2 protein-coding genes are annotated in these 1,141 nt (G+C 70.7%); both read right to left on the reverse strand.

Annotated features, from left to right (window positions below; all coding sequences use genetic code 11):
• On the reverse strand, positions 1-672 hold a 672-nt coding region (gene glpX, locus HUK84_RS19445), incomplete at its 3' end, for a class II fructose-bisphosphatase (protein ID WP_176641677.1).
• Between the two features lie 85 nt (positions 673-757).
• Positions 758-1,141, reverse strand: a 384-nt coding sequence (locus tag HUK84_RS19450; RefSeq protein WP_176641678.1) for an ACT domain-containing protein, incomplete at its 5' end; no start/stop codon positions are given.

Raw genomic sequence — 1,141 nt, forward strand, 5'->3', positions numbered from 1 at the left:
CTCGGGCGCGCCGCCCGAACCGGCATAGATGTCCACCCGGCTGTCGGGCAGGCACGCGGCGATGGCGGCGGCGACGTCGCCGTCGCTGAGCAGCATGACGCGGGCCCCGGCCTCACGCGTTTTGGCGATCAGTTCCTCGTGCCGTTCGCGCTCGAGGGCGCAGAGGGTGAGTTCGGAGATGTCCTTGCGCTTGGCGCGGGCGAGTTCGCGCAGATTGATGCCGATCGCGGCGTCGAGGTCGACCACGCCGGCCGGCAGGTCGGGGCCGACGACGATCTTCTCCATGTAGATGTCGGGGGCGTGCAGGAAATTCCCGGCCTCGGCCAGCGCGACCACGGTCAGGGCGTTGGGCATGTTCTTGGCGCAGAGATTGGTGCCCTCGAGCGGATCGACGGCGATGTCCATCGCCGGGCCGCCGGCGCCGACCTTCTCGCCGATGAAGAGCATCGGGGCCTCGTCCATCTCGCCCTCGCCGATCACCACCGTGCCGTCGATGGCGACCGTGTCGAAGGCCTGGCGCATGGCCTCGACGGCGGCGCCGTCGGCCTCGTTCTTGCGGCCGCGGCCGGTCCAGTGGGAGGCGGCCATGGCGGCGGCCTCGGTCACGCGGACCAGTTCGAGGGCCAGGTTGCGGTCGGTGACCTGGTAGCCGGCATTCGGTTTGGACGTCATCGCTTAATCCTCTCGTTCTGGCCGGTTCTGGTGCCGGCCGTTCCAGGGGGCGCGATCGCCCCCCAAACGCGGAGCGGTGGTCGGGTCAGCCGGCTTCGATGCGGATCATCGCCGGGTTGCCGATCACCGCCGGCAGGGCTGCGATCCTGGCCAGGGCCTCGATCATCGCGGATTCGCGCGTGCGGTGCGTGACCAGGACCAGCGGCACGGAGGGCGCGTCGGCGACGGTCGGATCGTCGGACGCGGCCCGCCCGTGCTGCAGCATGCTGCGCAGGGATACGCCGTAATCGCGCAGGACGGCCGTGACGTCGGCGATCACGCCGGGGCGGTCATGGACGTTCAGGCGCAGGTAATATTCCTCGTTGAACGCGGTGCGGGGCAGGGCCTCGACCTGGGTCAGGCCGTCGGTGCTGCGGCCCCAGACGGGCACGGCGTTGCCGCGGGCGATGTCGATCAGGTCGGCGGCCAC

This window comes from Nguyenibacter vanlangensis (genome assembly GCF_013376155.1).
In the GTDB taxonomy this organism is placed as follows: Bacteria; Pseudomonadota; Alphaproteobacteria; order Acetobacterales; family Acetobacteraceae; genus Gluconacetobacter; species Gluconacetobacter vanlangensis.